The sequence below is a fragment of the Halomonas sp. DQ26W genome (assembly GCF_003339685.1).
Lineage (GTDB): Bacteria > Pseudomonadota > Gammaproteobacteria > Pseudomonadales > Halomonadaceae > Halomonas.
This window is the reverse complement of the sequence record NZ_QPKI01000004.1, coordinates 92,545-115,805: the sequence shown is the minus strand read 5'-3', so window position 1 is coordinate 115,805 and position 23,261 is coordinate 92,545. Positions and strand designations below refer to the sequence as shown.

General features: G+C 63.5%; 19 protein-coding genes. 10 read left to right on the top strand and 9 right to left on the bottom strand.

The window, feature by feature from the left end; genetic code table 11:
- Positions 1–12 precede the first annotated feature (12 nt).
- The 4 genes from narJ to DU490_RS03385 all read right to left on the bottom strand — a co-directional run bounded on the left by narJ (position 13) and on the right by DU490_RS03385 (position 7,617).
- Positions 13–795, bottom strand: a complete 783-nt coding sequence (narJ, locus tag DU490_RS03400; RefSeq protein ID WP_114572933.1) for a nitrate reductase molybdenum cofactor assembly chaperone — start codon at positions 793–795, stop codon at positions 13–15.
- Positions 788–2,365, bottom strand: coding sequence for a nitrate reductase subunit beta (narH, locus tag DU490_RS03395; RefSeq protein WP_114572932.1), 1,578 nt, complete (start codon positions 2,363–2,365; stop codon positions 788–790). Before narH ends, narJ begins: the two co-directional genes overlap by 8 nt.
- Entirely contained in the window at positions 2,362–6,126 is a 3,765-nt protein-coding gene (locus DU490_RS03390; protein ID WP_114572931.1) for a nitrate reductase subunit alpha, read from the bottom strand. Before DU490_RS03390 ends, narH begins: the two co-directional genes overlap by 4 nt.
- Positions 6,127–6,333: 207 nt before the next feature.
- Complete coding sequence (locus DU490_RS03385) at positions 6,334–7,617, bottom strand: MFS transporter (RefSeq protein ID WP_114572930.1); 1,284 nt, start codon at positions 7,615–7,617, stop codon at positions 6,334–6,336.
- A gap of 183 nt (positions 7,618–7,800) precedes the next feature.
- On the opposite strand from DU490_RS03385, the gene DU490_RS03380 reads away from it, so the two are divergent.
- The 10 genes from DU490_RS03380 (at position 7,801) to DU490_RS03335 (ending at position 17,820) form a co-directional block, all read left to right on the top strand.
- Positions 7,801–9,693 carry a histidine kinase gene (locus DU490_RS03380; RefSeq protein WP_114572929.1) on the top strand — a complete coding sequence of 631 codons (1,893 nt, stop codon included), beginning with the start codon at positions 7,801–7,803 and terminating at the stop codon, positions 9,691–9,693.
- A gap of 6 nt (positions 9,694–9,699) precedes the next feature.
- Complete coding sequence (gene narL / locus DU490_RS03375; RefSeq protein ID WP_114572928.1) at positions 9,700–10,365, top strand: two-component system response regulator NarL; 666 nt, start codon at positions 9,700–9,702, stop codon at positions 10,363–10,365.
- Between the two features lie 267 nt (positions 10,366–10,632).
- Positions 10,633–12,267, top strand: a complete 1,635-nt coding sequence (locus DU490_RS03370; protein WP_114572927.1) for an antiporter — start codon at positions 10,633–10,635, stop codon at positions 12,265–12,267.
- Between the two features lie 77 nt (positions 12,268–12,344).
- On the top strand, positions 12,345–12,803 hold the full coding sequence (locus DU490_RS03365) for a universal stress protein (RefSeq protein ID WP_114572926.1): 459 nt from the start codon (positions 12,345–12,347) through the stop codon (positions 12,801–12,803).
- Positions 12,804–12,858: 55 nt separating this feature from the next.
- Positions 12,859–14,367: an MFS transporter gene (locus DU490_RS03360; protein ID WP_114572925.1), complete on the top strand. Its 1,509-nt coding sequence runs from the start codon at positions 12,859–12,861 to the stop codon at positions 14,365–14,367.
- A gap of 106 nt (positions 14,368–14,473) precedes the next feature.
- Positions 14,474–15,757, top strand: a complete 1,284-nt coding sequence (locus DU490_RS03355; protein WP_114572924.1) for a nitrate/nitrite transporter — start codon at positions 14,474–14,476, stop codon at positions 15,755–15,757.
- 123 nt (positions 15,758–15,880) lie between these two features.
- A complete protein-coding gene (locus tag DU490_RS03350) occupies positions 15,881–16,330 on the top strand; it encodes a hypothetical protein (RefSeq protein WP_114572923.1) in 450 nt (149 codons plus the stop codon).
- Between the two features lie 18 nt (positions 16,331–16,348).
- Positions 16,349–16,915 (top strand): hypothetical protein, encoded by a 567-nt coding sequence (locus tag DU490_RS03345; protein WP_114572986.1) that lies wholly within the window; start codon positions 16,349–16,351, stop codon positions 16,913–16,915.
- Positions 16,916–17,506, top strand: coding sequence for a cytochrome c oxidase subunit 3 family protein (locus DU490_RS03340; protein ID WP_114572922.1), 591 nt, complete (start codon positions 16,916–16,918; stop codon positions 17,504–17,506).
- A 2-nt stretch (positions 17,507–17,508) separates the two neighbouring features.
- Positions 17,509–17,820 carry a cytochrome C oxidase subunit IV family protein gene (locus DU490_RS03335; protein ID WP_114572921.1) on the top strand — a complete coding sequence of 104 codons (312 nt, stop codon included), beginning with the start codon at positions 17,509–17,511 and terminating at the stop codon, positions 17,818–17,820.
- 107 nt (positions 17,821–17,927) lie between these two features.
- On the opposite strand, the gene DU490_RS03330 is transcribed toward DU490_RS03335, so the two are convergent.
- From DU490_RS03330 to DU490_RS03310, 5 genes are all read right to left on the bottom strand, one after another.
- Positions 17,928–18,140, bottom strand: coding sequence for a hypothetical protein (locus DU490_RS03330; protein ID WP_258801210.1), 213 nt, complete (start codon positions 18,138–18,140; stop codon positions 17,928–17,930).
- Positions 18,141–18,153: 13 nt separating this feature from the next.
- The gene (locus DU490_RS03325) at positions 18,154–20,094 is read right to left on the bottom strand and encodes a nitric oxide reductase activation protein NorD (protein WP_114572920.1); all 1,941 of its coding nucleotides are present in this window, start codon (positions 20,092–20,094) and stop codon (positions 18,154–18,156) included.
- A 254-nt stretch (positions 20,095–20,348) separates the two neighbouring features.
- The gene (locus DU490_RS03320) at positions 20,349–21,170 is read right to left on the bottom strand and encodes a CbbQ/NirQ/NorQ/GpvN family protein (protein WP_114572919.1); all 822 of its coding nucleotides are present in this window, start codon (positions 21,168–21,170) and stop codon (positions 20,349–20,351) included.
- Between the two features lie 57 nt (positions 21,171–21,227).
- Positions 21,228–22,574 (bottom strand): cbb3-type cytochrome c oxidase subunit I, encoded by a 1,347-nt coding sequence (locus DU490_RS03315; protein ID WP_114572918.1) that lies wholly within the window; start codon positions 22,572–22,574, stop codon positions 21,228–21,230.
- A gap of 33 nt (positions 22,575–22,607) precedes the next feature.
- Positions 22,608–23,054, bottom strand: coding sequence for a cytochrome c (locus DU490_RS03310; RefSeq protein WP_114572917.1), 447 nt, complete (start codon positions 23,052–23,054; stop codon positions 22,608–22,610).
- Positions 23,055–23,261: the final 207 nt, after the last annotated feature.

The following is a 23,261-nucleotide window of genomic DNA, read 5'->3' as shown; positions in this document are numbered from 1 at the left end:
ACAGTTCTCCTGTTAACGACCGCTCACGCGAGGCGCATCCGCCCCGGGTGACATGATCCGTACCGGCTGGCTCTGAGTCTCGCGCTTGCGCTCGGCCAGACGGCGCCCTTCGGCGGACTGCAGCGCGCAGTCCTCATCGGACTTGGCGGAAAAGCGCACCGCCTCCTCTTCCCATACCGCATCGAGCGCCTCGGGGGTGTCGTCACGACTCTCACCCACCACGGTCTCACGCTGGGCTTCCACCTCCTCCTCGGCGCCGATCATCGCCAGCAGGGCGCGCATCACCAAGGCGTGGTCGGTGCCACGCTCCTCCAGACGCGCCGCCAGCAGCGCCAGGATGTGGCGGATCTCACCCAGCCAGCGGCCTATCTCGGCCTCGCTGCGGGTGGAGAGATATTCCAGGAACAGCGGCAGGTAGTCCGGCAGTTCGCGGGCATCCAGCTCGAAGCCGGCTTGCTGGTACTCGTTCATCAGGTCGACCATGGCCTGGCCACGATCGCGGGATTCACCATGGACATGCTCGAACAGCAGCAGAGAGTGAGCGCGGCCCTTGTCGAACAGCGCCACGTACTCGGACTGCAGTTCCAGCAGGTCGGCCTCACTGATGCGCTGGCACCAGCTCATCAGGTCGGCACGCAGCGCCGTCGATAGACGGCGCTCGACATAGATCGCCTCGATCAGCTCATCCACGGCGCCCTGGAGCGCCTCGGTCGGATAGTCCAGCAGGCGGGCGAGCACGCGCAGGCTGCGCATGCCAAGCTCGGCCTGGGGTAACTGGAGTGCGACATCAGCCATGGTGCTTCTCCTTGGCAGCCGTCTTCCCGGCCGCGGCCTTGGGATCGAAGACGTCCACCGGTTTGACCAGCAGGGAGGTCTGGGAACGACCGTTGAACAAGCTTGGCTTGCTCTCACCGTGACAGCCGTCGCCGAAGCTGAAGCCGCAGCCTCCGCGCTCCGGGAAGGCCTCGGTGGCCATCTCGCGATGGCTGGTGGGGATCACGAAGCGGTCCTCGTAGTTGGCGATGGCGAGATAGCGATACATCTCCTCCACCTGGGCCTCGGAGAGGCCCACGGCGTCGAGCACCTCGGTATCGTGCTTGCCTTCCACGTGCCGGTTGCGCATGAAGACACGCATCGCCATCAGCCGCTTGAGCGCCAGCACCACGGGCTCCTCCTCACCGGCGGTGAGCATGTTGGCGAGATACCTCACCGGGATGCGCAGCGACTCGATCTTGGGCAGCACGCCGTCGTACTCGATCTTGCCGGCCTCGGCGGCCGACTGGATCGGCGACAGGGGCGGCACGTACCAGACCATCGGCAGGGTGCGGTATTCCGGGTGCAGCGGCAACGCCAGCCCCCATTCCATGGCCATCTTGTAGACAGGCGATGCCTGGGCGGCCTTGATCACGTTGTCGGTGATGCCGTCCCTCTTCGCCTGAGCGATCACTTCCGGGTCGTTGGGGTCCAGGAATATCTCGCGCTGACGATGGTAGAGGTCGCGCTCATCCGGCGAGCTGGCCACTTCCTCGATGCGGTCGGCGTCATAGAGCAGCACGCCGAGGTAGCGGATGCGCCCCACGCAGGTTTCGGAGCAGATGGTCGGCATGCCCGCCTCGATACGCGGGTAGCAGAAGATGCACTTCTCGGACTTACCAGTCTTCCAGTTGTAGTAGATCTTCTTGTACGGGCAGCCGGAGATGCACATCCGCCAGCCGCGGCATTTGTCCTGGTCGATCAGGACGATACCGTCCTCTTCCCGCTTGTATATCGCGCCGCTGGGGCACGAGGCCACGCAGGTCGGGTTCAAGCAGTGCTCGCACAGGCGCGGCAGGTACATCATGAAGGTGTTTTCGAACTGGCCGTAGATGTCGGCCTGGATCTTCTCAAAGTTGGAATCCTTGCGCCGCTTTGCGAATTCGGTGCCGAGGATCTCCTCCCAGTTGGGACCCCATTCGATCTTCTTCATGCGCTCGCCGGAGACCAGCGAGCGCGGACGCGCCACCGGCTGGTGATCGGCCTGCTTGGCGGTATGCAGGTGCTCGTAGTCGAAGTCGAACGGCTCGTAGTAGTCGTCGAGTTCGGGCAGGTCGGGGTTGGCGAAGATGTTCGCCAGCACCCGCCACTTGCCGCCGATGCGCGGCTCGATCTTGCCATCGGCACGACGCAGCCAGCCACCCTTCCACTTCTTCTGGTTCTCCCACTCCTTCGGGTAACCGATGCCGGGCTTGGTCTCGACGTTGTTGAACCAGGCGTATTCCATGCCTTCACGGCTGGTCCAGACGTTCTTGCAGGTGATCGAGCAGGTGTGACAGCCGATGCACTTGTCGAGGTTGAGGACCATGCCTACCTGGGAACGAATTTTCATTTCACGGCCTCCTGAACGCTGTCGTTGCCTTCGCCGTCCAGCCAGTCGATTCTCTTCATCTTGCGTATCAGGACGAATTCATCGCGGTTGGAGCCAACGGTTCCGTAGTAGTTGAAGCTGTAAGAGAGCTGTGCGTAGCCGCCGATCATGTGGGTCGGCTTGGGGCAGACCCGGGTCACGGAGTTGTGCATGCCGCCGCGGGTCTTGGTGACCTCGGAGCCCGGCACGTTCACGTTGCGTTCCTGGGCGTGGTACATCATCACCATGCCGGCCTTGACCCGCTGGCTGACGATGGCCCGCGCGGTGATGGCGCCGTTGGCGTTGTAGAGCTCGATCCAGTCGTTGTCCTCGATGCCGATCTCCTGGGCATCGGTCTCCGACATCCACACCACCGGGCCGCCGCGGTTCAGCGTCAGCATCAGCAGGTTGTCGCTGTAGGTGGAGTGGATACCCCACTTCTGGTGCGGGGTGATCCAGTTCAGCGCCTTGGTCGGATAGCCGTTGTCCTCGGGCAGGTCGAACCCGGTGACCGTCTTGGTGTTGATCGGCGGACGGTAGACCAGCAGGCTCTCGCCGAAGGCGCGCATCCAGGGGTGATCCTGGTAGAACTGCTGGCGGCCGCTGACGGTGCGCCACGGAATCATCTCGTGGACGTTGGTGTAGCCGGCGTTGTAGGAGACGTGCTCGTCCTCCAGGCCGGACCAGGTCGGGCTCGAGATGATCTTGCGCGGCTGGGCGACCACGTCGCGGAAGCGGATCTTCTCCTCCTGCTTGGGCCTCGCCAGGTGGGTGTGGTCGCGGCCGGTGATCTTGGACAGTGCGTCCCAGGCCTTGACCGCCACGTGGCCGTTGGTCTCCGGCGCCAGGGTCAGGATCATCTCGGCGGCATCGATGGCCGTCTCGATCTGCGGGCGTCCCTTGTGCGGTCCGTCCAGCTTGCAGTGATTGAGCTTGCCGAGCAGCTCGACCTCGCTATCGGTGTTCCAGGCGATCCCCTTGCCGCCGTTGCCGATGCTCTCCAGCAGCGGCCCCACGGAGGTGAAGCGATCAAAGGTTTCGGGATAGTTGCGCTTGACCTCGATCAGCGCCGGCATGGTCTTGCCGGGGATCATCTCGCACTCGCCCTTCTTCCAGTCCTTTACCTCGACCTGGGCCAGCTCGGCGGGGGAGTCGTGCTGGTGCGGCAGGGTGACCAGGTCGGTCTCCTCGCCCAGGTGTCCCACGCAGACCTTCGAGAAGGCCTTGGCGATGCCCTTGTAGATGTCCCAGTCGCTGCGCGACTCCCACGCCGGGTCGGTGGCCGCGGTCAGCGGGTGGATGAAGGGGTGCATGTCCGAGGTATTGAGGTCGTCCTTCTCGTACCAGGTGGCCGTGGGCAGCACGATGTCCGAATAGAGGCAGGTGGAGGACATGCGGAAGTCCAGGGTGACCACCAGGTCGAGCTTGCCTTCCGGCGCCTCGTCGTGCCACTTCACTTCCTGGGGCTTCTGGCCGCCGAAGTCACCCAGGTCCTTGCCCTGGATGCCGTGGCGGGTGCCCAGCAGGTACTTGAGCATGTACTCGTGGCCCTTGCCCGAGCTGCCCAGCAGGTTGGAGCGCCAGATGAACATGTTGCGCGGGAAGTTCTGGGCGTTGTCCGGATCTTCCGCGGCAAACGCCAGCTCGCCGCTCTTGAGCTGCTGTACGGCGTAGTCCTTGGTGGACATGCCGGCGGCTTCCGCGGCCTTGGCCAGGCGCAGCGGGTTGGTGCCGAGCTGCGGCGCGGAGGGCAGCCAGCCCATGCGCTCGGAGCGCACGTTGAAGTCGATCAGGCTGCCGGGGTAGTCCTCGGCCTTGGCCAGCGGCGACAGGATCTCCTTGATCTCGAGCTTCTCGTAGCGCCACTGGGAGGAGTGGTTGTAGAAGAAGGAGGTGGAGTTCATGTGGCGCGGCGGGCGCTGCCAGTCGAGGCCGAAGGCCAGCGGGGTCCAGCCGGTCTGCGGGCGCAGTTTCTCCTGCCCCACGTAGTGTGCCCAACCGCCGCCGCTTTGACCGATACAGCCGCACATGACCAGCATGTTGATCAGGCCGCGGTAGTTCATGTCCATGTGGTACCAGTGGTTCATCGCCGCACCGACGATGATCATGGAGCGACCCTGGGTCTTGTCGGCGTTGTCGGCGAACTCACGGGCGATGCGAGCGACCTGCTCGGCAGGCACGCCGGTGATCTTCTCCTGCCAGGCCGGGGTGTAGGGGCGGACCTGGTCGTAGGCAGTGGCGCCGTCGTCCTCTCCCTCTTTGCCGAAACCACGGTCGATGCCGTAGTTGGCGCACATCAGGTCGAAGACGGTGACCGCCAGCACGTCACTGCCGTCAGCCTTCTTCAGGCGCTTGACAGGCAGGCTGTGGAACAGCAGTTCGTTGCCGGCCACGTGGTCGAAGTGCTCGTGGGCGATGCCGCCGAAGTAGGGGAAGGCGACCCGGGCCACGTCGTCATGGTGCTCGGCCAGGCTCAGCAGCGGCTTGATCTCGGCGCCTTCGGCATCGAGTGGCTCGAGGTTCCACTTGCCCACCTCATCGCCGGTCTCGCCCCAGCGAAAACCGATGGAACCGCGCGGCACCACCAGCTGATCGCGGGTCTCGTCCCAGGCGACGGTCTTCCACTCCGGGTTGTTGCCCTGGCCCAGGCTCGCCTCGAAGTCGCTAGCACGCATCTGCCGGCCGGGGGCATAGCTACCATCCTCCCGGGGCTCCAGCTCGACCAGGAAAGGCATGTCGGAGTACTGGCGCACGTACTCGGTGAAGTAGGCGCTGGGGTTGTCGAGGTGGAACTCCTTGAGGATCACGTGGCCCATGGCCATGCCGAGCGCGGCGTCGGTGCCCTGCTTGACCGACAGCCATTCGTCGGTGAGCTTGGAGACCTCGGCGTAGTCCGGGGTGATGGAGACGGTCTTGGTGCCCTTGTAGCGCACTTCGGTGAAGAAGTGGGCATCCGGGGTACGGGTCTGGGGCACGTTGGAGCCCCAGGCGATGATGTAGCCGGAGTTGTACCAGTCGGCCGATTCCGGCACGTCGGTCTGCTCGCCCCAGGTCTGGGGGCTGGCCGGCGGCAGGTCGCAGTACCAATCGTAGAAGCTCATGCAGACGCCACCGATCAGCGACAGGTAACGGCTGCCCGCGGCGTAGCTGACCATGGACATGGCGGGGATCGGTGAAAAGCCGATGATGCGGTCCGGGCCGTACTGCTTGGCGGTGTAGACGTTGGAGGCAGCGATCAGCTCGTTGAGCTCGTCCCAGTTGGCGCGCACGAAGCCACCCATGCCGCGGGCACGCTTGTACTGCTTGGTCTTGGCCGGGTCCTCGACGATGGAGGCCCAGGCGTCGACCGGGTCATTCTTCTCCTTGAGGGCATCGCGCCACAGCTTGAGCAGCGGCTTTCTGACCAGCGGATACTTGAGGCGGTTGGCGCTGTACATGTACCAGGAGTAGCTGGCGCCACGCGGGCAGCCACGCGGCTCATGGTTGGGCAGGTCCGGGCGGGTGCGCGGGTAGTCGGTCTGCTGGGTCTCCCAGGTGACCAGGCCGTTCTTGACGTAGATCTTCCAGCTACAGGAGCCGGTGCAGTTCACGCCGTGGGTGCTGCGCACGACCTTGTCATGCTGCCAGCGCTGCCGGTAGCTGTCTTCCCAGCCACGCGATTCGTCACGGGTCTCGCCATGGTCATTGGCGAAGGGCTCGCGAGCCTTGCGGAAGAAATTCAGCCGATCTAAGAAGTGACTCATGGTCGATCTCCAGGCTTCTTGAAATGATGCGTGGCACCCGGGCCACCCCGCCTGCCGTGTCGTGCGCCGTGTTCCACACGACTGTCGGGGCAGGTTCTTGGAGAGGATTCTGGAGGAACCAAACCTGGATTACTGCCCGGTTACCTCCATATACACCCCAACTACCCACAAGGTGATAGGTACCCGAGCGAAAGGGGATAAGCCTCGTCAGGAAGGGGTGTCGGCATGGGTTGCGGAGTCCCAGAGCATGGCCAGCATGCAAACCGCAAGCGCCGCGTAGAGAAACATGAAGCCGGCGGTGCGCACGCCGATCCACTCGTTACCGAGCACGAACATCAGCGGCAAAACGGCAGCGAAGAGTCCGCCCAGGGCCAGCGCCAGCCCGCCCGAGCGAGCCATATCGTCGCCGTAGTCGCGGTGCAGCAGGCACATCAGGCTGCCCTTGCCGATGCCCATAGCCAGCCCCATCACCCCCAGCAGGCTGATAAACCCCCACAGGGGCATGGAAAAGCGCAGCGTCAGGTCGCCATGCACGCCATGGATCTGCATGGTGAAATCGGGGTAGGAGAGCAGGAACAGGCAGACCATCACGCAGGAACTCACCCACCAGCGCAAATCGCGGAAGTCGCGCCGATCGGCCAGGCTACCTCCCACGATTTGCCCCAGGCCGCCCGGCAGCGTGAACAGCAGCGCCCAGAGTGCCGCGCTCTTCAGCGACAACTGGTACTGGGCCGCAAGATAGGCGGGCAGCCATAATGCCAGCGCCACGAAGGCGCCATAAAAGAAGCTGTAGTAGAGAGCCAGCCGCCAGACGGCCAGTGAGGGGAAACCATCTCGCCACCGCCCTGCTGGCGTGGGCGGAACCTCGTCCAGGACATCCGGCTCGGGCACCTCGGGGTGTGGTTCATCCTCGGCGAACAGCCACAGCAGCCCCGCCACCAGCAGTATCGGCAGCAGGAAGAGCTTTGGCGCCATGGGCCAGCCATAGGCCTGGCTGATCAGCGGCAACAGGAAATAGGTGAGCCCGGCACCCAGCATGCCGGCGCCATAGAGCCCCAGCGCCAGGCCGGCGTGGCGGCGCGGGCAGAGAGCGGAGACGTAGACCAGGCCTGCCGCCAATGAGCCGGCCCCCAACCCCAGCCCGGCACCCGCCAGCAGAAAGTCACCGTACTCCCGGGAGTGGGCGATAGCCCACAGGAAGGGGCAGATCAGCAGCAGGCAGCCAATCATCACCCGTCGGCCGCCGACGCGATTTGCCAGGGCCGCCAAAGGCAGGGCCGACAGTGCCCCGGTGAGCATCGGCATGGCCAGCAACACGGAGAACTGCACCTCGCCGAAATTCAGCGCACTCTTCAACTCGACGCCCAACACAGCGAAGATGGTCCAGCTGGCGAACACCAGCGCGAAGGCAAGCGGTGACAGCAGCACGACCACCAGCGAACGATAGTCGCCCTGCAGGCCCGCCGTTGGGGCTTTTTCGGCAGACATCATGAACGGTGGTTCCGAGGGAGTGGTCCAAAGAATTCTCGTCACCCGTGCCCACAGCGTCAAAAGGGCAAGCGAGGTACCCCTTAATGGGGTGCCGCCGCTACCTAATAGGGTGAGGTGCAGCGGCTACCCACTGGGGTATAGTGGCTGCCTACCCTCGTAATACTTCGGAGACCGCACCTGGCGATGAAACTGCTGCAACGCTCCCTGGTGGCCCGCATCGTGGCCTCGCTGCTGGCGATCAGCGCCATGGCGCTGATCAGTATCGTAGTGACCATGGCGGTCGCCGGAGGCAGTCGAGGCGATGCCGCGGCCATCAACGTGGCGGGCTCGCTGCGCATGAACACCTATCAGATCGTCGGCGCCTTGCAGCGCTACGAACGGACACCCTTGATGGTTCATCAGGCCGAGGTAAACGTACTCAAGCGTCGCTTCGAGGAGCGACTGGCCAGCGACGCACTAACCGGCGCGATTCCCGTCTCCGAGGCCCATGAGCTGCGTCGTCAGTATCGCCTGGTGCTGTCTCGCTGGCACAACGAGCTGGCTCCCGAGGTAGGCGAAGCCGTTGCCAGCCAGTACGTGCGTATCGACTCGCTCAATCGTGCCCTTGATGGCCTGGTGGGCGAGATCGATACCATGGTCAATCAACTCGAGCAGAACACCGAAGCCAAGATTCGCCTGCTCAGCGCGCTGCAGATCCTGTTCCTGGGCTTGACCGCCGTGGTACTGATCATTGCCCTCTACGATATTCGCCACAACCTCGTAGCACCACTGCGCCAGTTGATGGTACTTGCCCGGGAAGCCGCACGGCGCAATTTTTCACAGCGCATCCGACTCAGCGGCAACGACGAACTGGCGATGCTCGGTCGCACCTTCGACACCATGGCGGAGCAGCTTGCGTCCAGCTATGCCGAGCTGGAAGAGCGGGTAGCCGACAAGACCCGGGAGCTGGAGCGCAGCAGCCAGGTGATGCAGGTACTGCACGATGGCAGCCGCTGGCTCTACGGCGGCGGCAACGACCTGTGTGCCAGCGCCGCCCCCATGCTGCGCCAAGTCGAGCAACTGCTGGAGATCGGCCCCATCCGGCTGTCGCTCAACGACCCCCATGACAACCGTCAGATTCCGATCCTCGCTACCCGCTCCGCCAGGCGTCCGGACTACTGTCGCGACCATGACTGCCACGCCTGCCTGATCGATCCGAGCCCCATGCGGCTGGCGGATACAGAAGGGGGCGATTGCCTGCTGCTGCCGGTCAGCGTGGGCGAAGAAATGTTGGGCACCTTGGAGATTTGGCACCCCAAGGGCCAGCGCCTTTCCGACAGCGTTCGTCGCCTGCTCAACGCCCTGGCCGACCAGCTGGCCACAGCGGTCTACCTGCAGCGGCGCATCGAAGAGGAGCAGCAGATCTCGCTGATGAATGAGCGCACCATCATTGCCCGTGAACTGCACGACTCGCTGGCCCAGTCACTCTCCTATCTCAAGATGCAGGTGGCGCGGCTGGAGCGCATGCAGAGCAAAGACGCCCCCCGCGAAACCCAGGCGGCGGTGTTCGACGAGCTGCGTACCGGCCTCAACAGCGCCTATCGTCAGTTGCGCGAACTGCTCACCACCTTCCGTCTCAAGCTTGAGGGTCCAGGCCTGCAGTCGGCCCTTCACCAGACCACGGTAGAGTTCTCCGATCGCATGGGTGCCATGGTGGCGCTGCACTATGACGTGCCGCCCCATCTGCTCAATCCCAATGAAGAGATCCATGTCCTGCAGATCGCCAGGGAGGCCCTGAGCAATATACACAAGCACGCCCAGGCGCACTGGGCCGCCGTTACGGTGTACTTCCAGGATGCCCGTATCGTGCTGCGCATCGAGGACGACGGCGTGGGCCTGGCGGACGATGAGTCCCCACCCATGCACTATGGACTCGTCATCATGCGCGATCGGGCCCACACCCTGGGCGGCGAACTCACGCTGACCAACCGCACCGAAGGAGGCACCCGGGTCGAGCTGATCTTCACTCCGCAGACGGCGCGCCTGATCACCCGGCAGCCGTTGCCGACCGCAATCACTGAAGAGAAAGGAAACTGAATCGATATGGTCCAGCCAATCAACGAGACGCCTGCCAGTATCCTGATCATTGACGACCACCCACTGTTACGCCGCGGCGTGGCCCAGCTACTGGAGTTGGAGGATGATCTGGAGCTGGTCGGCGATACCGGCGAGCCCGAGGAGGGCGTGCGCCTGGCCATCGAGCTGGATCCGGACATGGTGCTACTCGATCTCAACATGCCGGGCATGGACGGTATCCAGACCCTCAAGGCGCTGCGCGAGGAAGGATTCACCGGACGGGTGGTGATGTTCACCGTCTCCGACCATGAAGAGGACCTGGTCGCCGCCTTGCGCGGCGGCGCCGACGGCTACCTGCTCAAGGACATGGAGCCCGAGGAGATGGTACGCCAGCTGAGACAGGTGGCCCTGGGCCGCATGGTGGTGAGCGAAAGCCTTACCGCCTTGCTCGCCGAAGCGCTGCGCAACCAGCGTGCGGCACCGGCCACGCCCGATATCCACAGCCTGACCCAGCGCGAGCGCGAGATATTGCGAGAGCTGGCCGCCGGGCTCTCCAACAAGCTGATCGCCCGCAAGCTCGAGATCACCGAAGGGACCGTCAAGGTGCACGTCAAGCACCTGCTGAAGAAGCTCAACCTGCGCTCGCGAGTCGAAGCGGCGGTGTGGGCCGTGCAGGAAGGCATAGAACGGTAGGTTCTGTGTGGATACCTCCAAAGACTTCAAGGCGCCGCCAAGGCGCCGCCCCCTTCCCGGCCGTCGTTTGCAAATGCTTTCATAACAGCCAGTTAGACGCCTACCCCCGCTACCCCTCAAGTGGTATTCCGCTGATTTTACGGCCGTTTCGGCCAGTTTCGCCGCCCTTACGCGCGGCGTATCTTTGCGCCATACGAACCTGAATTGATCCCGGTCAGGCCATAGGTCGCAAGCCGGGGGCAGCGGAACCACCAAGGGGAAATCACCATGGCCAAGACAGATACCGATATCGGGGGTCCTGTCGTGAAGTCCGGCAAGACGAATGGCGATATCGAACACTGGGATGTCGAAAACGACGAATTCTGGCAACGCAGCGGCAAGAAGATTGCCAACCGCAACCTGTGGATCTCCATTCCCAGCCTGCTGATGGGCTTTGCGGTGTGGTTGATGTGGGGCATGATCACCACCCAGATGCAGAACCTGGGCTTCCCCTTCACGGTGAGCCAGCTGTTCACATTGACTGCCCTGGCCGGGCTGTCCGGCGCCACCCTGCGCATACCCGCCTCGTTCATGATACGTATCGCCGGCGGGCGCAATACCGTCTTCCTGACTACTGCCCTGCTGATGATCCCGGCGCTCGGCACCGGCGTGGCGCTGATGAATCCCGACACGCCATTCTGGGTCTTCCAGATGCTGGCACTGCTCTCGGGTATCGGCGGCGGCAACTTCGCCGCCTCGATGAGCAACATCTCGACCTTCTTCCCCAAGAAGCAGCAAGGCTACGCCCTGGGCATGAACGCGGGGCTGGGGAACTTCGGTGTTACCACCATGCAGATCCTGATCCCGCTGGTGATGACCGTGGGAATCTTCGGTGCCATCGCCGGCGGCTCAATGGAACTACAAAGTTCCAGCGGCACCCTGATCGGCCGCATCGAGGCGGGCACCGATACCTGGATCCAGAACGCCGGCTTTATCTGGCTGGTGTTCCTGATTCCGCTGGCCTTCCTGAGCTGGTTCGGCATGAACAACCTGCGCACCATCACCCCTAACCCGGGCACCCCCGCGCAGGCATTCGGCAAGATCCTCGGCCTCTATGCCGTGGGCCTGGTGACTTCCGTGATCGGCATGCTGGCGCTGGTATGGCTCAACATGTGGATCGCACTCCCGCTAACCATCGTGCTTACCGTTATCGCCCTGCGCCTGATTCCCGGTGACATCAAACCCAATATCCAGAAGCAGTTCGCGATCTTCTCGAACAAGCACACCTGGTCGATGACAGTCCTCTACATCCTCACCTTCGGCTCCTTCATCGGCTTTTCCGCCGCCTTGCCGCTCTCCATCAACGTCATCTTCGGCAACATGATGGAAGTGGCAGCCGACGGCAGCGTGACCCGTGTGACCAACCCCGATGGCCCCAGCGCTCTGACCTGGGCCTGGATAGGCCCCTTCGTCGGCGCCCTGATCCGCCCCATCGGCGGCTGGATCTCCGACAAGGTGGGCGGCTCCATCGTCACCCAGATCATCTCGGTGGTCATGGTGGTGGCCTCCGCCGCGGCCGGCTATGTGATGATGCAGGCCTACAACGCCACCGATCCGAACAGCTACTTCGCCCTGTTCATGATCCTGTTCGTGATCCTGTTCGCCGCCAGCGGCATCGGCAACGGTTCCACCTTCCGTACCATCGGCGTGATCTTCGATCAGCACCAGAAGGGCCCGGTGCTGGGCTGGACATCCGCCGTGGCCGCCTACGGTGCCTTCATCGCCCCGCGGGTGATGGGCGAACAGATCCAGGCCGGTACGCCGGAGCTCGCCATGTACGGCTTCGCGATATTCTATGCCCTATGCCTGGTGATCAACTGGTGGTTCTACCTGCGCCCCAATGCCTACGTGAAGAACCCCTGACGCGGTCATCCGTGCTCCGGAATGGGTTCCGGAGCACCCCCTTACTTAGCTCAACTTGCCTTCTCCGGAGGGATGTCATGAAAGTCATGATCGCCTATGACGGTTCGCGAAACGCCAAGCTGGCCCTTGCCCAGGCCGTCAGCCTGTTTCGCTGCAACGCCCCCACGCTGGTGCTGGTCGGCGTGGCGGAAAACCCCCGCGATGCCACCGATGCCAACGAGGACCTGTTCCAGCAGGAGTACGAGGAGCTGAAGGAGGCCTTGCAGGAAGGCGCCGATTTCGCCACCCGCGAGGAATTCGATGTGGAGTGGATCCTGGCCGAGGGCGACCCGCGAAAGATGATCCTGCGCGCCACCCAAAAGCATCAGCCCGACGTGCTGGTCATCGCGCGTCACAGCAACAAGCCCGACGGCGGCATCATCGCCCAGTCGCTGAGTTACTTCGTCGACGAACTCGACTACATGACCTTCGGCAGCGTCAGCTCCTTCCTGGCCCGGCGCGTCGAGTGTCCGCTGCTGATACTGCCCAGCCCATGAGGCGAGGTATAGAACCCAATTATCCCTCCTTTCGCGAGAACAGGTTGATACGACCATGAAAGTCGCCGCCCTATTCAAGTTCCGTACGCCCGAGATCCGGGCCCTGCACCTGACCTGGATCGCCTTCTTCATCACCTTCTACGTCTGGTTCAACATGGCGCCGCTGGCGTCAAGCATGCTGAAAAGCGTCGATTGGATGACCCAGGATCATATCCGACTCTTTGCCATCACCAACGTGGCGCTGACCATTCCCGCCCGCATTATCGTCGGCATGGCGCTGGATCGTTTCGGCCCGCGCCGGGTGTTCTCGATACTGATGGTGGTCATGGCGATTCCCGCCCTGGCCTTCGCCTTCGGCAACACCATGACCCAGATGCTGATCTCGCGCCTGGTGCTCAGCTCCATCGGTGCCAGCTTCGTGGTCGGCATCCACATGACCGCGCTGTGGTTCAAGCCCAAGGACATCGGCTTCGCCGAGGGCTTCTACGCCGGCTGGGGCAACTTCGGCTCCGCCGCCGCCGCCATGACCCTGCCGACCATCGCACTGACCATGCTCGGTGGAGAAGACGGCTGGCGCTGGGCGATCGCCATCAGCGCCATCGTGATGGCCGCCTACGGCGTCTTCTACTGGTTCGCCCTCACCGACGGCCCCAGCGCCACCTCTCACCGCAAGACCCGCAAGGCCATGGCCATGGAGGTCAGCACCTGGGGCGACATGATCAAGCTGATCATCTGGACCATCCCGCTGGTGGGCTGCCTGGGTATCCTGGTATGGCGTATCCAGGACATGGGCTTTTTATCTATGAACGGTGCGCTGATCGCCTACCTCGCCATTGTCGCCATTGTCATCTACCAGATCGTGCAGATCATTCGTGTCAACGTGCCGATCCTGAAGAAGGGGGTGCCGGAGGATGACAAGTATCACTTCAACAGTGTGGCGGCGCTTAACACCACCTACTTCGCCAACTTCGGCGCCGAGCTGGCGGTCATCTCCATGCTGCCGATGTTCTTCGAACAGACCTGGGGGCTCTCCGCGGCCGCTGCGGGCCTGATCGCCGCCTCCTTCGCCTTCGTCAATCTGGTGGCTCGCCCCATGGGCGGGGCGGTCTCGGATCGCATGGGCAACCGGCGCTTCGTGATGCTCAGCTACATGTTCGGCATCGGCATCGGCTTCATGCTGATGGGGCTGATGAACTCCAACTGGCCGCTGATCGTCGCCATCGCCGTCACCATCTTCACCTCCTTCTTCGTGCAGGGCTCGGAGGGCGCCACCTTCGGCATCATTCCCTCGATCAAGCGCCGCATCACCGGCCAGATCTCGGGCATGGCCGGCGCCTACGGTAACGTGGGGGCGGTGGTCTACCTGACCATCTTCACCTTCGTGACGCCGACCCAATTCTTCTACATCCTGGCGGGCGGCGCCTTCATCAGTTGGGTGGTCTGCTTCATCTGGCTCAAGGAGCCGGAGGGCGCCTTCGACGAGGAGTACTACGTCTCCTCGGTGGACCGCATGATCGAGGAACAGGAACTGGCCAAGGTGCAAGAAAAGCCCCAGCAGGGCTGATTCGGCCTGCCCCAGGGCAGTGGTCGCCAAGGCGGCCACTGCCTTTTGGCTTTTCTGGTCACCGACACAGGCAGCGGGACAACCGCCCCTTTCACCGGGAGACTCCATGGCTTCGCCGCGCTTCAAGCAGTATTCGGTACTGACCGCCAACACCTTCGCCTTCACCATCTGCTTCATGGTGTGGACAATGTTCGGCGAGATCGGCGTGCCCATTGCCGAGGAGCTGGGGCTGAGCGATACCCAGTTCGGCATCCTGGCCGCCGTTCCCATCCTGACCGGCTCGCTGGTGCGCCTACCGTTGGGGGCCATGACCGACCGCATCGGCGGGCGCCCCGTCTTCATGGCGCTGATGCTGGCCACGGTACCGGCGATCTGGGCAGTACAGTTCGCCACCCAGTACTGGCAACTGCTGATACTGGGCGCCGTGATCGGCCTGTCCGGTGGCGGTTTCTCGGTGGGTATCACTTATACCGCCAAGTGGTTCGAACGTGATCGCCAAGGCCTGGCCATGGGTATCTTCGGCGCCGGCAACGCCGGTGCCGCCGTGACCAAGTTCGTGGCCCCCACGGTGATCATCGTGCTCGGCTGGCAGGCGGTACCCAACCTGTATGCGGCCATCATGCTGATCACCGCCCTGATCTTCTGGTTCTTCACTTTTTCGGATCCGAGCCACCGCAATGCCAACCGCCCGACTCTGCGCGAGCAGATCGCCGTGCTAAATGATCCCAAGGTGTGGAAGTACTGCCAGTACTACTCGGTGGTCTTCGGCGGCTATGTAGGCGTCTCACTGTGGCTGACCCGCTATTACATGAACGAATATGGCATGGGCATTCAGCTTGCCGCCCTGATCGCCACCATCTTCGTGCTGCCATCGGGTGTCATCCGCGCCTTCGGCGGCTGGCTCTCCGATCGCTTTGGCGCCCATGCCGTGACCTGGTCCTGCATGTGGGCCAGCCTGGTCGCACTGTTCATCATGTCCTATCCCCACACCCAGTACGCTGTGCAGCAGGTCGACGGCTCACGCCTGGAGTTCAGCTTCGGCATTCCCATCTGGCTGTTCACTTTCGCCCTGTTCGTGGTGGGCATTGCCTGGGGTATCGGCAAGGCGTCGGTGTTCAAGTACCTGTCGGATGAGTACGACCGCAACCTGGGCCTCGTTTCCGGCATCGTCGGGCTGGCCGGCGGCGTGGGCGGCTTCCTGCTGCCGATCATGTTCGGCGCCCTGGTTGACGTTACCGGCGTGGCCACCTCGGTGTGGATGCTATGCTTCGGCGTAACCCTGGTCTCGATCGTCTGGATGTGGTGGACCGAGCGGCGGTTGCCGGTTTTCACCCGCGATGAGCACCACCAGGCCACGGTCATCCGCAAGTCGGCTGCAGAATCAGATTGACTGGCTCGATGCAGTCGCAAGGCGGGAAGGAGTTTGATCCACGACAAGGACGAAACTGCCATCAGAAGGCATAGTGGTATCCTGGATACTTGTTCAACGCATGACTTCACTGGGAGGTGGCCGATGTCTTCCACCGCGTATTCACAGACCGATACTTCCTGCCCGCCGCAGGACGTCCTGAATCGCCGTGGCAAGGTGCTTGCCGCGGTGGTCTACGTACTCTACCTGGGCAGCATCATGGCCGTGGTCACCGCCCCTATCGGCGTGTTGATCGCGCACCTGCGGCGGCGTAGCGCCGCCGACTGGGTGGAAAGTCACCTGCTGTTTCAGATCCGTACCTTCTGGCTGGGTGCCCTGGGCGGCGCCGTGGTGCTGGCCGCCTGGTACCTGCTGGGGTTAATCGGCGCGCCCTCCTGGGTCTCCTGGGTGCTGGGCTACGGCTTCTTCACCGCCTGCCTGGGCTGGACCATTGGCCGCAGCGGTGTAGGCATCAATCGCCTGCTGAACGACCGCGCCATCGACGCCCCGCGCAGCCTGCTTTTCGGCGGCGCCACCGTCTCATTGACCGATTGATTCGTCATGGAGCTGCAGATGCGCACGGCCACGTATCACTCTCGCTCAACACCCTCCCGTTCCGCTGCTGTATCCGGCATCGCCTGGTGCTTCATCGTCTTTTCACTGCTGGTGATGGCACTGGTGACCCTGCCGCTGATGCCCGGTGACGCCATGGTGGCTTCGCTGGGCGTCGAGGCCGGTAGCGGCGGGCTGACCGGCGGTGTCGCTTGGCTGATCGAGCGCAGCAGCCTGCTGGCCATACTGATGATGATCGGTTCCCTGGCCACGCTGGTGCTGGCCGTGGCGCTGCTTCAGCGACGTGCCTGGGCTCGCCCCGCCTTTGTCGGCCTGATGGTGGCCGGTTTCGTCGGCGTGTTCGGTGCCGCCGCCCTGACACCGATGACCTTCGGCTTTCTGCCCGATGCCGCCACCGCCGACGCCGTGAACCCCACCAACCCGGTGGCAGGGCTGGTGGGGGCTCTCGCCCTGCTGATACTGGCAGCGACCACCCTGGTGGCACTGTTTGCCTGGGCGGGGTGGAAGCTGACCACACCGGCCGTGCGCGCCGAGTTCGACCGAACGCCCATCGCCCCGGAGGGCTGAGTGGCACAGCAGCAAGATACTACCCACCAGCGGCCGCTGCCCAACCCGGGCTGGGGGCCACTATCGGCGCTTCCCGGCAATCCGCTGATGTGGGTGCTGATCCTCAGCGAGATGGTGGTTTTCGCCGCCTTTTTCGGACTCTTCGCCTGGTTGAGGATCGGCGAGCGGGAGGTATTCGATGCTTCCCAGCAGCTGCTCGACCCGGTGGCCGGCGGCATCAATACCCTGGTACTGCTGACCAGCGGGCTTTTCGCCGCCCTGGCCGTCCAGGCCATCACACATGGCAAGGTGCGCCGTTGCCGCCAGTGGCTGGGGGCCGCCTTCGCGCTGGGCGTGGTGTTCTGCGTGGTCAAGGTGATGGAGTACGCCGACAAGCTCGGCCAGGGTCTCATGCCCGAAACCAACACCTTCTTCACCTTCTACTATCTGCTGACCGGCTTTCACTTCGCCCACGTGCTGTTCGGCCTGGGGCTTATCGCGTTGGTGGCGTGGCGCATCTCTCACGACAACGTGGAGACCGCCGCCGCTTTCTGGCATATGGTCGATCTGATCTGGATCCTGCTCTATCCCATCATCTACCTGCTGAGGTGACCATGCCGACACGCCTCGCCCCCCTGTCTCCCGCTACCCACCGGCTGCTGATCACCTGGGCGATGCTGATGGGCCTGACGCTGGTCACCATGCTCTCGGCCCAACTCGGCGGTGATGCCCGCCTACAGGCGCTGCCACTATGGTCGGCGGGCCTGCTGCTGCTCAGCACCGCCTTCAAGGCACATCAGGTGCTGATGACCTATCTCGGCCTGCGCGATGCCAGCGCCGCCTGGCGGGGCGCCTTCATCGGGTTGGTGCTGTTGACGCTGCTGCTGGTGGCTTCCGGTTACCTGCTGGCACAGCTGGGTGGCTAAAGCCGGGCAGCCAGTGCCCACCGTGCTTGCCCACCGAAAACGACACCCAACGAACAACGCCGGCCCCAGGGCCGGCGTTGTGTCTGGAGCTGCCAGAACGAGTGCCGTCAATCGCCTTCGGGTGGCGGCGGCGGGTCGACCCACTCCGCCAGCCGACGGCCGGCATGGATCAGGCCATAGATCACGAAGGGCGCCAGCAGCATCAGGAAGATGCCCCAGTCCCGAGTATTGATCAGCCAGATCAGTGGCGTGAGCACGGCAAAGGCCACGATCACCCCGAAGATCGTTGCCATGACGGGGCGGCTCACTGTCAGTGTCATGTGAAGTCCTCTCTCAGCTACCGATGATCTGACGATAGATACCCGGCAACGCCTGGGCCAGATGCTCGGGTCGGTTGACAATGGCGTAGCTGCCCCGGCCAAACAGGCGCGAGACATACTGATGGGCCTCGCTGTCGACAGTCACCCCGAATACCCGCACCTCCTGCTGGCGCGCCTCGAGCACCGCCTTGCGGGTGTCCTCGATGCCGTAGCGACCCTCGTAGTAGTCGGTGTCGTTGGGCTTGCCGTCGGTGATCACCAGCAGCAGCCGGTGCCGGTTGGGCCGCTTGGCCAGCTCCTGGGTCACATGGCGGATCGCCGGCCCCATGCGGGTGTAGTGCCCCGGCTTGAGCGCCGAGATTCGCCGCGCCACCCGCTCGCTCATGCTCTCCTCGAAGGTCTTGAGGGTATTGACCCAGACCTTCTGGCGCCGATGCGAGGTGAAGCAGTGGATGGCATAGTCATCGCCGCAGCCGGCCAGGCCGTGGCCCAGCACCAGCAGTGCCTCCTTCTCCACGTCGAGCACCCGGCGGTCCTCCAGCCAGGCGTCGGTGGAGAGCGAGACGTCGACCAGGATCGAGACCGCCAGGTCGCGGGCCTGCTGCCGGGTCGCCTGGTAGAGGCGGTCGCTGGACTCGCCGGTGGCGGCCAGGTCGCAGCGCGAGCGGATCACCGCATCCATGTCGAGTTCACTGCCGTCGAGCTGGCCGCGCAGCATCTCGCGCCGCGGGCGCAGTGCCTCGAACTCGCGACGTACCCGACGGATGCGCCGGTGGGTGGCGGCATCGGGCTCCCACTGCTCGCCCTCCTCGCTCGCAAGCTCGGTATGCACCAGGCAGTGGTCGGGAAGGTAGATCTGCTTGCGGTAGTTCCACTCGTCGTAGGCGTGCTTGCCACGCAGCCGCTCGCCCAGCACCTCGTCCGGCGGCAGGTCGAGGTCGACCTTGATGCGCGTCGCCGCCCGCTGCTTGTGCGGGCTCAGGATGATCTCCTCCATCTGTTCGGCGGCGCGCTTGGCTTCTTCGTCCTCGTTGTCCTCGACCAGGCGATTGAGGTTGACCATCTCGGTCCAGGAGAGCATTTTCTCGAAGCGGTTGGCGACCAGCGGATCGTCGCGCTCGGTCTGGTCCTGGGTCTTGCGCTCGGCCTTGCGCTTGCCACCGTCTACCGACTGGGGGCTGTTGGTCTCGCCCTCGTGGGGGTCGTCGGCGCTCTCCTCGCGGCCCGAGCCGGTGCCCAGCTCCACCACCTGGCCCCACAGCGGGATCGGCAGCGGGGGACGATAGCCGCGCGGCGCTTGGAAGTCTTTCAGCGAGAGGTCCGGATCACACACCGCCCGGTGCATGGCATTCGCCCAGCCTTCGAGCTCGAGCTCTTCGCCCAATAGCACGCGAAGTGTAGCCTCCAACGCCATCTCTATGGGCGGCAGTCGTTTGCGCTCTGGCCGCACGATCAATAGCGCCATACAGAGCCGACGATAGCGTTCAGCCAGGCCCGGGAAACGAACCAGCGCCGCGTCGCGGGCACGCACCGCCTCTCTCAGCCGGGAGAGGTCATCGCGCAGCGGGTCGCGCTGGACAACCGGGCGCCGGGCCACGGCGAGGAAGGCAACCAGCCAGAAATAGAGATCCCGGTTGAGCGCCGGATCGGGGAAGACATCCAGCGTGGGGGGCAACAGCAGGTTCTCTTCGTCGCGGCGCGCCTGATCGATGGCCTCGTCGTCAAAGCCCAGGCGTTGGCGCAGCGACAGGCGATGCTGGGAGCTGCGCGCAACGATGGCGGCGACCTCGACCCCGGCCTCGCCACCGCTGGCACGAAAGAACACGCCCAGCACATGGCGCAGGTCTTCCAGGTTCACGGCCGCATCGGGGTAGCGCTGATAGCTGGCGGCACTGGACGCCCAGCGATGCCAGTGGCGACCGACGAACTCCTCGACCTCGAGAAACTGCAGCATGACCAATCTCCTGTCCAGGAAGGCGTTGACCGACGCCCTATGCTCGGATCTAACCCGGCAGGCCCCGAGGGGCAGACCATCGAGGAGGCGCTGTGAATACCTCCCTGTACGCTACCGACGCCCTGCTTCGCTCTCGCATCCTGCTCCGCTTGCAGGACCGGGGCTGGCCATCCATGGCCAGCCCGTTCGGAGCAGTGCTCCTCACCCATGGCGTAGGACCTCCTCTCCTATCTCCCCCCGGCGCCTCGCAGGGCCTAGCCGAAGGTGGCCTGAATAGCTTCCATCAACCCTTCCTGAACATCCAGGTCGTCGGAAAGCGGCTCGACCAGGGTGGCCCGGGTCGCCTCCAGAATCGGCATGCCGGCATTGATCAGGGTGGCGCAGTAGACCAGCAGGCGGGTGGAAACGCCCTCCTCCAGGTCCTGGCCCTTGAGCTCGCGCAGGCGCGCGGCCAGGTTGACCAGGGCGGCACACCGCTCATGCGACAGGCCGCTCTCGCGGGCGACGATATCGCACTCCACCCGGGGGGGCGGGAAGTCGAAGGACATCGCCACGAAGCGCTGACGGGTACTCGGCTTGAGTGACTTGAGAATGTGCTGATAGCCGGGGTTGTAGGAAACCACCAGCATGAAATCGTCCGGTGCCTCGAGCAACTCGCCGGTACGTTCCAGCGGCAGCATGCGGCGATCATCGGTAAGGGGGTGAAGCACCACGGTGACGTCCTTGCGCGCCTCGACCACCTCGTCGAGGTAGCAGATGCCGCCTTCGCGCACGGCGCGGGTCAGCGGACCGTCGACCCAGCGGGTCTCGCCGCCCTGCAGCAGGTAGCGGCCGGTGAGGTCGGCGGCGGTGAGGTCATCGTGACAGGAAACAGTGAACAACGGACGGCCCAGCTTGGCCGCCATATGACTGACGAAGCGGGTCTTGCCACAGCCGGTCGGTCCCTTGAGCAGCAGCGGCAGATGCTGCTGATACGCCTGCTCGAACAGCGCGCACTCGTTGCCGACCGGTTCGTAATAGGGTAGGTCCTGCTCGAAAGCGGAAGGCGCTGCCGGAGCAGTAGCAGTATGAGACATGGCGTTACTCCAGGGAAAGGCTCGGCGGGGCGCGAGGCACACCCCGCCGAGGATCTATCACTCGTTGGCAGTCAGCGGGCGGCTGGTAGCAGGCACCTGCTCACGCGCCGGTGCGAACACCGCGTAGATGAACATCAAGGCGGCGATACCCACGAAGATACCAGTACCGAAGCGCATGATGTAGAACAGCTCGAGCTGCTCCTGGATCTGCATGAAGTTCATGCCGAGCACCCGCTGCAGGTGAGTCTGGACGACTCCTGCGAAGGTCAGGGTAAAGGTCATGAACCACATGGCCGAGGTCATGATCCAAAACGCCCACATGTTCAGCACCTGGTTGTAGGGCTGCACGCGACGCAGCTGCGGCATGGCGTAGGTGATGACACCCAGTACCAGCATCACGTAGGCGCCGTAGAAGGCCAGGTGGCCGTGGGCTGCGGTGATCTGGGTACCGTGGGTGTAGTAGTTGATCCACGACAGGGTGTGCATGAAGCCCCACACACCAGCACCGAAGAAGGCCACGGCAGCGCTGCCCAGGGTCCACAGCATGGCGGCCTTGTTCGGGTGATTACGGCTGCCCTTCCAGAACATGTAGAAGGCGAATACCACCATGGCGAAGAACGGGATCACCTCAAGCGTGGAGAAGATGCTGCCGATCGGCTGCCAGTAGGCGGGTGTGCCGATCCAGTAGTAGTGGTGGCCGGTTCCCAGCAGGCCGGAGAACAGCGCCAGGCCGACGATGACATAGAGCCACTTCTCGATCACTTCACGGTCGACACCGGTCATCTTGATCAACAGGTAGCCAAGCAGCGAGGCCATGATCAGCTCCCACACACCTTCCACCCAGATGTGAACAATCCACCACCACCACAGCTTATCCAGCGCCAGGTTATCGGGATTGTAGAAAGCGAACAGCCAGAATATCGCCGCCAGCCACAGGCCGAGCATCAGCACCATGTTGATGGCGGTCCTGCGTCCCTTGAGCATGGTCAAGCTGGTATTGAACAGGAACATCAGGAAGGAAACCGTTATCACCAGCTTCGCCCATAGCGGCTGCTCGAGATAGTGGCGACCTTCATGAATGCCGAACTGGTAGCTGATCAGCGCACCGGCACCGGCGATGGCGAACAGCGCCAACTGGAAATAAGCCAGGTTGGGGCTGTAGATCTCGTTCTCCGCCTCTTCCGGCATCAGATAGTAGGTACAACCCATGAAGCCGATCAGCAACCACACGATCAGCAGGTTGGTGTGGCTGGTACGGGTGATGTTGAACGGCATGGCTTCGGACATGAAGTGCGGCCACACGTATGCCGCTGCGGCCAGCAGCCCGAAGACGATCTGTAGCGCGAATAGCGCCATGGCCACCATGAAGAAGGGTAAGGCCACCTTCTGTGTTTCATATTTCATCGGTTCGACTCTCCTTGGTTCCTGGAATCCGGATCAGCCGGCCGGATGCGGCGGCCAGCCCTGGGTGTCGATGGAATCGGTCCACTCCAGGAAGTCGATCAGCGCCTGCATTTCTTCATCGTTGATGTCGAAGGCGGGCATCTGACGACGGCCGGGCGCGCCGGTGGGCTGGGCGTTCATCCACGCCTCGAGGGCCATGCGAGCCCCTTCAGGGTTGTTATGACCACCGAAACGGGTCCAGACGTTGCCAACTTCAGGCGCGAAGTAGGAGCCTTCGCCGAGAATGGTGTGACAGTTGATGCAGTTGTGCTCTTCCCAGACATGCTTACCTAGCCTGACGGAATCCGACATGGGCTGGGTCGACGTGTTGACGATGTAGTAGTGACTGTGAGCCGTCAGTCCGGCAAACAGCAGGAAGAAGAATAGCGAGCCGCCGTAGAATATATTTCGGGCCGCCGCCTTGGTGAGGCCTTCGGTCATGGGCCTTTCCCCCCTCGCTCGTGTGGCTTTTCAAGGGACCTGCGATCATGATCGATCAGTCCCACCCCTTTAAACATGCATTTATGGTGCATCTTTAGAGTACAGCCCCGGATTGGGGCCGGCATTGACCTTCGTCAAATGCGGGGCAAAGAGCCGTGAAAGTGGCGGTATGGCAGGAGGGAAAAGGTTGCGGTCTGATGTCGCACG

Excerpts from the sequence above, each read along its gene's own strand:
- narJ (WP_114572933.1), bottom strand. The coding sequence starts at position 795 with ATGGCTGATGTCGCACTCCAGTTACCCCAGGCCGAGCTTGGCATGCGC.
- narH (WP_114572932.1), bottom strand. The coding sequence starts at position 2,365 with ATGAAAATTCGTTCCCAGGTAGGCATGGTCCTCAACCTCGACAAGTGC.
- DU490_RS03390 (WP_114572931.1), bottom strand. The coding sequence starts at position 6,126 with ATGAGTCACTTCTTAGATCGGCTGAATTTCTTCCGCAAGGCTCGCGAG.
- DU490_RS03385 (WP_114572930.1), bottom strand. The coding sequence starts at position 7,617 with ATGATGTCTGCCGAAAAAGCCCCAACGGCGGGCCTGCAGGGCGACTAT.
- DU490_RS03380 (WP_114572929.1), top strand. The coding sequence starts at position 7,801 with ATGAAACTGCTGCAACGCTCCCTGGTGGCCCGCATCGTGGCCTCGCTG.
- narL (WP_114572928.1), top strand. The coding sequence starts at position 9,700 with ATGGTCCAGCCAATCAACGAGACGCCTGCCAGTATCCTGATCATTGAC.
- DU490_RS03370 (WP_114572927.1), top strand. The coding sequence starts at position 10,633 with ATGGCCAAGACAGATACCGATATCGGGGGTCCTGTCGTGAAGTCCGGC.
- DU490_RS03365 (WP_114572926.1), top strand. The coding sequence starts at position 12,345 with ATGAAAGTCATGATCGCCTATGACGGTTCGCGAAACGCCAAGCTGGCC.
- DU490_RS03360 (WP_114572925.1), top strand. The coding sequence starts at position 12,859 with ATGAAAGTCGCCGCCCTATTCAAGTTCCGTACGCCCGAGATCCGGGCC.
- DU490_RS03355 (WP_114572924.1), top strand. The coding sequence starts at position 14,474 with ATGGCTTCGCCGCGCTTCAAGCAGTATTCGGTACTGACCGCCAACACC.
- DU490_RS03350 (WP_114572923.1), top strand. The coding sequence starts at position 15,881 with ATGTCTTCCACCGCGTATTCACAGACCGATACTTCCTGCCCGCCGCAG.
- DU490_RS03345 (WP_114572986.1), top strand. The coding sequence starts at position 16,349 with ATGCGCACGGCCACGTATCACTCTCGCTCAACACCCTCCCGTTCCGCT.
- DU490_RS03335 (WP_114572921.1), top strand. The coding sequence starts at position 17,509 with ATGCCGACACGCCTCGCCCCCCTGTCTCCCGCTACCCACCGGCTGCTG.
- DU490_RS03330 (WP_258801210.1), bottom strand. The coding sequence starts at position 18,140 with ATGACACTGACAGTGAGCCGCCCCGTCATGGCAACGATCTTCGGGGTG.
- DU490_RS03325 (WP_114572920.1), bottom strand. The coding sequence starts at position 20,094 with ATGCTGCAGTTTCTCGAGGTCGAGGAGTTCGTCGGTCGCCACTGGCAT.
- DU490_RS03320 (WP_114572919.1), bottom strand. The coding sequence starts at position 21,170 with ATGTCTCATACTGCTACTGCTCCGGCAGCGCCTTCCGCTTTCGAGCAG.
- DU490_RS03315 (WP_114572918.1), bottom strand. The coding sequence starts at position 22,574 with ATGAAATATGAAACACAGAAGGTGGCCTTACCCTTCTTCATGGTGGCC.
- DU490_RS03310 (WP_114572917.1), bottom strand. The coding sequence starts at position 23,054 with ATGACCGAAGGCCTCACCAAGGCGGCGGCCCGAAATATATTCTACGGC.